Source organism: Paenisporosarcina sp. P4_D4, from assembly GCF_056401835.1.
The window spans coordinates 1-6,126 of sequence record NZ_JBFUIO010000114.1 but is presented as its reverse complement, the minus strand read 5'-3'; the positions used below and the strand labels follow the sequence as shown (position 1 = coordinate 6,126).

The window sequence follows — 6,126 nt, the reverse complement described above, 5'->3', positions numbered from 1 at the left end:
ATGTTTTCACCCCTTACATCAAATTCTTTATTGAATGTTGAAATACCTTCTTCAACTAACCTGCCCCGTTTGTTCAATAAGAAAAGGGCTGACAATCAGCCATATGACCTTTAACTAAAGCATCCGTTAGTTGAACATGAATGCAGTAGCTATTTTAACTTTTTCATCGAAACCGATTTATCTTGGATGTGTAATAGTATATTTCCTCCTGATGACAAAATGACTTCAAATGATAATGTTGATTCGTTAATTGGTAATAATTCTTCATACAACCAGTCATCTATTTCACGATTGTAAATAGGTTTATCATTATCATAATTCAAGTGTTGAAATTGAAAGAACGAGACATTGTCAAAACTCAATATCCAAACATCGTCACTGGAAACAGTGAAGTGAATGTTTGAGTGAAGGAGACTTTTATGTTCAATTTCAATTTTTATAAGTCTATAATCGTGAAACCCCCAAGAGTTAAAACGATTAAAAATATCTTGATGCACTCTATCAGATAATGTATTGAATACCTCTTTGTATTTTTTTGCATTTTCCATCCATTGATTATCTAATTTATCCAATTCTTCATCATTCGTGCCCTCCATATTTTGAGCTAAATGCAATTCATATAATAAATATTTCATTTTTACAGCCCCTTTCTTTTCAGTGTTTCTTCAACTAAACTGCTGCGTTAGTTCAATAAGAAAAAGGGCTGAATAATCAGCCCTATGATCTTTAACTAAAGCACCCGTTAGTTGAACAAGAAATGCTTTACTTATTAGCAATAATAGTAAATAGGCCTGGAATTTTCTTCTCTATACCTTCTGGTGAATTGAAAGGAAATGCCCACCTTATTCCTGATTCTTCTTCTAAGATTTCAATATTTAATTCTGCTTTAGCGATAGAAGTTACTATTTCACCTAATGTCCATCTTCGAATTTTATTTTTAATTAATTTAGCTCTTTCTTTTTCCGATAATAAAATGCTGTAAGCAACATCTACATCCACCAATTCTGTTTCAAAATAATCGCCATCTGCAATCATTTTATTCCCTTCTAAATTAACCAACTTTGATGCAAAGGGATGATAATCCCTTAATATAAATTTCCCACCTGATTTGAGTGAATTATGAACAAGCTTAAATAGGGGCATTAGGTCAACGAAATAGTGTAATACACCGAGTTCTAATACTACAAAATCAAAATCTGCTAACTTGTCTTCTTCAGGTATTTCTAATAAATCTGAAACTATATATTTTATGTTCACTTCTGCCTCATTGGCTAACTCCACTGCATATCGTCTATTTTCTTTTGAGATATCTACAACAGTTACGTCAGCTCCTAATAAGGCAAAGGATACAGCTTTATTCCCTTTTGAACCTAAAAGATTAGCTATCTTTTTGTCTCTTACATCGCCCATATACTTTATGTAGTATGAAACAGCTTGGGTAGGGCTTCTTTTTAGTTTTTGTGCATATTCATTAGGTAAACCATGTCGATTAACCCATGCTTGATACACAGATTGATTCCATCCAACTTGGTTTATCTTACTAATACCTTCTTGATTCATTCAAACTTCACCTCCAAAAGTAGTAAGAAAATATTTATTCTATGAGTGATAGAGAATAACCTCCCTGTTGAACTAACCTGCCCCGGTTAGTTCAATAAGAAAAAAGGCTTCACTCCTTATTGAAGTAAAGCACCCGATACTTTAATATCACTTTCCAAGATTTTTAGGATTCTCAACATATAAGCCTAACACATACCCACAATTCGAGCAGTAAAATGAGGATATTGGTGATGATTGACTTCTTGGATTGTTGTAGGAAAACATATGAACTACTGCATTCCCTGACCGAATAATACCCTTTTCAATTTGACTGTTATTACATTTAGGACACTCTTTTTCTTCCATCTTTAAATCTCTCCATTCCGAAAAAATTAGTAACCTTTTTGTTCTTCTATATTATTTACGAATTACCAATAATTTAGTTTCCTTTCCTTTTCAACTATCCTGCCCCGTTAGTTTAAGTGTAACATTTCACAATGGATGGCCGAATTCTACTTGATGTATTGGACGTAAAAATAGACCATCGAAATGATGGTCTTGTTTAACTAAAGCACCCGTTAGTAAAATTTGGGTACAATAATAAGTATGGAAAGGTGATGATATTATGGAAATTAATATTGCGCCTAAATTTATTGATGATGCTGCAAGTCTAGTAGCACAGGCAGTTGGAAGCACTCTATTAACACCCTTAAGATCATTCAGTAATAAAACTCAACCTAAATAGCGATGATATAAAGTTCTAGCTTCGGCAATGTCTTTTGTTCCGTGGATTAATACCCGGCCATCCTTAAAAATAACAAGGCGGTGATTACCGATTGAAAAAGAAAGTAAATATGGATTTTGTGAGACCTTTCTTCCTTGTCCCGAAAGGACGTTAGCCAAACTCTCTAAATTTCTATCCATTGGTTCAGGTGGTCGGATTTGAACCGTATCCCTTCCACATAATGCGACGGTTTTTGTTTGATTTGAAAAAGCTAAATACGGATACGTACGGTGTGTACCGCAAGATAAGCAACTTTCTTTCTTCATCTTATCGACGCTAATTGCAGCATGATGATTTTTCCATAAATCAAATGAAACGAGCTTTTTTCTTAAAGCTTGATAATCTTCTACTAAAATTTTTAATGCCTCTGTTGTTTGAAAGGAGACGACCATTTGAACAGCTGGGCTAATTATTCCGACAGTGTCACAAGTAACCCCCTCCATTGGCACAGTTTGTAACAAACAATGTAAACAAGGGGTTTCTCCTGGTAGGATCGTATATGTAATCCCATAGCTTCCAACACATGCCCCATAAATCCAGGGAATCTGATACTTTTGGGAAATATCATTAATTATCATCCGAATATCAAAATTATCAGTTGCGTCCATGATTAAATCCACATCTTTAACAAGCATTACTAGTTCCTCTACAGAGACATCCATTACATGTGAAACAATATCTACCTCTGAATTTATGTGCGCTAAACGTTCTCTCGCTGCAATTGCTTTTGGAATGCGTTGCTTCGCATCATTTTCGGTATACAATTGCTGACGTTGGAGATTACTCCACTCCACATAGTCACGATCAACAATCGTCAGCTTGCCAACACCTGCACGCACAAGCACTTCTGCACTTCCCGTTCCAAGTGCACCCGCACCGATTACTAACACATGTTTTTCCCCTATTTTTGATTGTCCTTCTACTCCAATTGGAACGAAGAGTTCTTGTCGTGAATACCGTTCACTCAACTCATACTCATTCCTTCCGTAGGGCTACTCGCAGTTGCATATCGCTTTTTCGGAATCCGTCCTGCTTCAAATCCTAGACGACCCGCTTCAATCGCAAGTTTCATTGCCTTCGCCATTTTCACTGGGTCATTTGCTCCTGAAACTGCAGTATTTAGTAACACTCCATCCGCACCTAATTCCATGGCAATGGCTGCGTCAGATGGAGTCCCTATTCCAGCATCGATAATAACTGGTACACTTGCTTGCTCAATAATAAAGCTGAGGTTTAACGGATTAATAATCCCTTGGCCGGAACCAATTGGTGATGCACCTGGCATAATGGCATGACACCCCAATTCTTCTAGTCGTTTAGCTAGGAGAACATCGTCAGACGTATACGGTAGGACCGTAAATCCCTCTTTTAACAGTTCCTCTGATGCCTTTAATGTTTCTATTGGGTCCGGTAACAATGTTTTTTGGCAACCAATTACTTCAACCTTTATCATGTCGCAAAGACCTGAAGCTTTAGCTAATTTAGCAATACGAACCGCTTCTGCTGCTGTACTTGCACCTGCTGTATTTGGAAGTAATATGTACTTATTAAGATCTAGCTTTTCTAAAAAATTTGGTTGGCTTGGCTCGAATACATTCATCCTACGAACAGAGAACGTTAATATCTCTGTTCCTGACACTTCTACTGCTTCCTTTTGAACATCAAAGTCTGGATATTTCCCTGTACCTAATAGTAATCTTGACATGAATTCATATGATCCAATTTTCAACATCGTCATCCGCCTCCTACAAAATGTACTAATTCAACTTTATCCCCATCACATAGTATGGTTTCTTGATGCGATCCTTTTTCCAATATCGTGTTATTCCATTCAACGATTACAACCTTCTTTTCTAATTCGAAATGCTGCAACAGGTTAGATATTGTTTCCACTGTATTTGGGACTTCGATTTTGTCTCCGTTAATCACTAATTTCATTCTTTCACCCCACCCTTAAACTAATTGCTTTACCAAACGATCTACCCGAAAAGGTGTCAAATTTACCGATGTGGACTTTCCTTCAACCAAGTCGGAGATAATCTCACCAGTTATTGGAGAAAGTAATATTCCATTTCTAAAATGTCCTGTTGCGATGAATAACCCTTTATATACAGGATGTTCCCCCAAGTACGGGTACCCGTCAGCGGTTTGTGGTCGAATTCCAGCCCAGGTCTGCTCCAATTCTGCCTCCAAAATGGACGGCATCAATTTTTTAGCATTTTCCATCAGAAAGGATATCCCCTCTATCGTAACTTTTGGGTTAAAAGTTCTTGGTTTAACGGTAGCACCAACGATTATTCTTCCACCTTTTTTGGGGACGAGGTAGCAATCATGCGAAAATATCGTACTAGTTAGCAATGGACGATGTGTTACGATAGAAAAACATTCACCTTTTACGGGATGGGTTTCTAACTGGATCCCTGTTTTTGAAAGTAACCTCTTACTCCAAGCACCACCTGCCACTATGACATTTTCACTGGTAAAATCACCTTCACTCGTCACAACGCCTGTAACTCTCTCTTTCGTGAACTGAAAGTCATAAACTTCCACGTATTCCTTTATTACCACACCAAGTACTGCTGCAGACTTTAATAACCCTAAAGTTAACTGGGGGGCTTCTACATGACCATCTTTATCAAGAAGCATTGCTCCAATAATATCTTGAGATAATGCAGGCTCTTTTTCTCTTACCTCTTCAGCTGTAAGCCAATCAGCTTGATCTCCACTTTGTCTCTGGATTGCAATGAATCTCTTATATTCCTGTTGTTCCTGTTCATTAATGGCAACCTTTAGCATGCCTTTATTTATGAGTTCAATATCTATTCCACTGGTCCCTTTTATTTCATCTGCTAGTCTTGTAAACATCGCTCTGCTTTTTCTAGCTAATTGAAAAAGTGATCCCACTCCATCCAATTCTGCTTGAGCGGCCAACATTCCAGCAGCGGCTCCAGATGATTTACTCGCAAGTCGATCTTTTTCTAACAAAAGTACCTTAATTCCTCTTTTGGCAAGATTATAAGCGATGGCTCCCCCGATAACTCCACCGCCCACCACGATTGCGTCATACTGATATCTCATCAAATCCCCCCTTTTTCCCTGGAAAATTATTAAGTCAATTGATAGACGTTAGCTTTTGATAATATTCCTTTGCTGCCTCTAACGGATTATCAGCTTCTAATATTCCTGACATCACAGCAATACCACTTGCCCCAGCTCCGATTACTTCCCTAACGTTTAGCGGTTTTATACCGCCTATTGCAAATACGGGAATAGTAACTGAATGAGAGACGGTGGCTAATTGCTCTAAACCCTTTGAAACTAATCCCGGCTTTGATTGTGTGGGGAAAACATGTCCGAAAATCACATAATCTGCACCTTGTTCTTGTGCAATTTGAGCCTCATCAATTGAATGAACCGAACAACCAACTCTTAAACTTGGAAACCGTATTTTCACAATATCAGCTGGTATAGAATGATAGGCGAGTTGAACTCCTCCAACCTTTGACACATAGGCCACATCTAGTCGATCGTTGATAATTATTTTAGATAATGGGACTTTATTGTCCTTTAATAAACTCACTAATCTGTAAATTTCTATGGCTGTTTTCGACTTCTCTCGGATATGGATGGCATCGATATATGGATGGATCGCCCCAGCTATTTCTGCTAATTGCTCTGGCTTCTGTCTTCCAGTTGATATGACATGTAGTTTTGCATGATCCATACTCTTTATCCCCTTTCGAAAAGCCTAAAGTTGATTGACTTATAAACTAATGTATATTAAATTAGTAAAACACAGTTTG

Annotated in this window: 7 protein-coding genes; all 7 read right to left on the bottom strand. The window is 37.5% G+C overall.

What is annotated here, in order from left to right:
- Positions 1-149: 149 nt before the first annotated feature.
- Positions 150-635 carry a hypothetical protein gene (locus tag AC1DSL_RS15140; protein WP_477532812.1) on the bottom strand — a complete coding sequence of 162 codons (486 nt, stop codon included), beginning with the start codon at positions 633-635 and terminating at the stop codon, positions 150-152.
- 127 nt (positions 636-762) lie between these two features.
- Positions 763-1,560, bottom strand: coding sequence for a class I SAM-dependent methyltransferase (locus AC1DSL_RS15135; protein ID WP_477532811.1), 798 nt, complete (start codon positions 1,558-1,560; stop codon positions 763-765).
- A 711-nt stretch (positions 1,561-2,271) separates the two neighbouring features.
- A complete protein-coding gene (locus tag AC1DSL_RS15130) occupies positions 2,272-3,291 on the bottom strand; it encodes a thiazole biosynthesis adenylyltransferase ThiF (protein ID WP_477532810.1) in 1,020 nt (339 codons plus the stop codon).
- Entirely contained in the window at positions 3,288-4,055 is a 768-nt protein-coding gene (locus AC1DSL_RS15125) for a thiazole synthase (RefSeq protein WP_477532809.1), read from the bottom strand. The genes AC1DSL_RS15130 and AC1DSL_RS15125 overlap by 4 nt, the downstream gene beginning before the upstream one ends.
- A 2-nt stretch (positions 4,056-4,057) precedes the next feature.
- Entirely contained in the window at positions 4,058-4,261 is a 204-nt protein-coding gene (thiS, locus tag AC1DSL_RS15120) for a sulfur carrier protein ThiS (protein ID WP_036660091.1), read from the bottom strand.
- Positions 4,262-4,276: 15 nt separating this feature from the next.
- Entirely contained in the window at positions 4,277-5,401 is a 1,125-nt protein-coding gene (gene thiO, locus AC1DSL_RS15115) for a glycine oxidase ThiO (RefSeq protein WP_477532808.1), read from the bottom strand.
- A gap of 34 nt (positions 5,402-5,435) precedes the next feature.
- The gene (gene tenI / locus AC1DSL_RS15110; RefSeq protein ID WP_477532807.1) at positions 5,436-6,047 is read right to left on the bottom strand and encodes a thiazole tautomerase TenI; all 612 of its coding nucleotides are present in this window, start codon (positions 6,045-6,047) and stop codon (positions 5,436-5,438) included.
- Between the last annotated feature and the right edge of the window lie 79 nt (positions 6,048-6,126).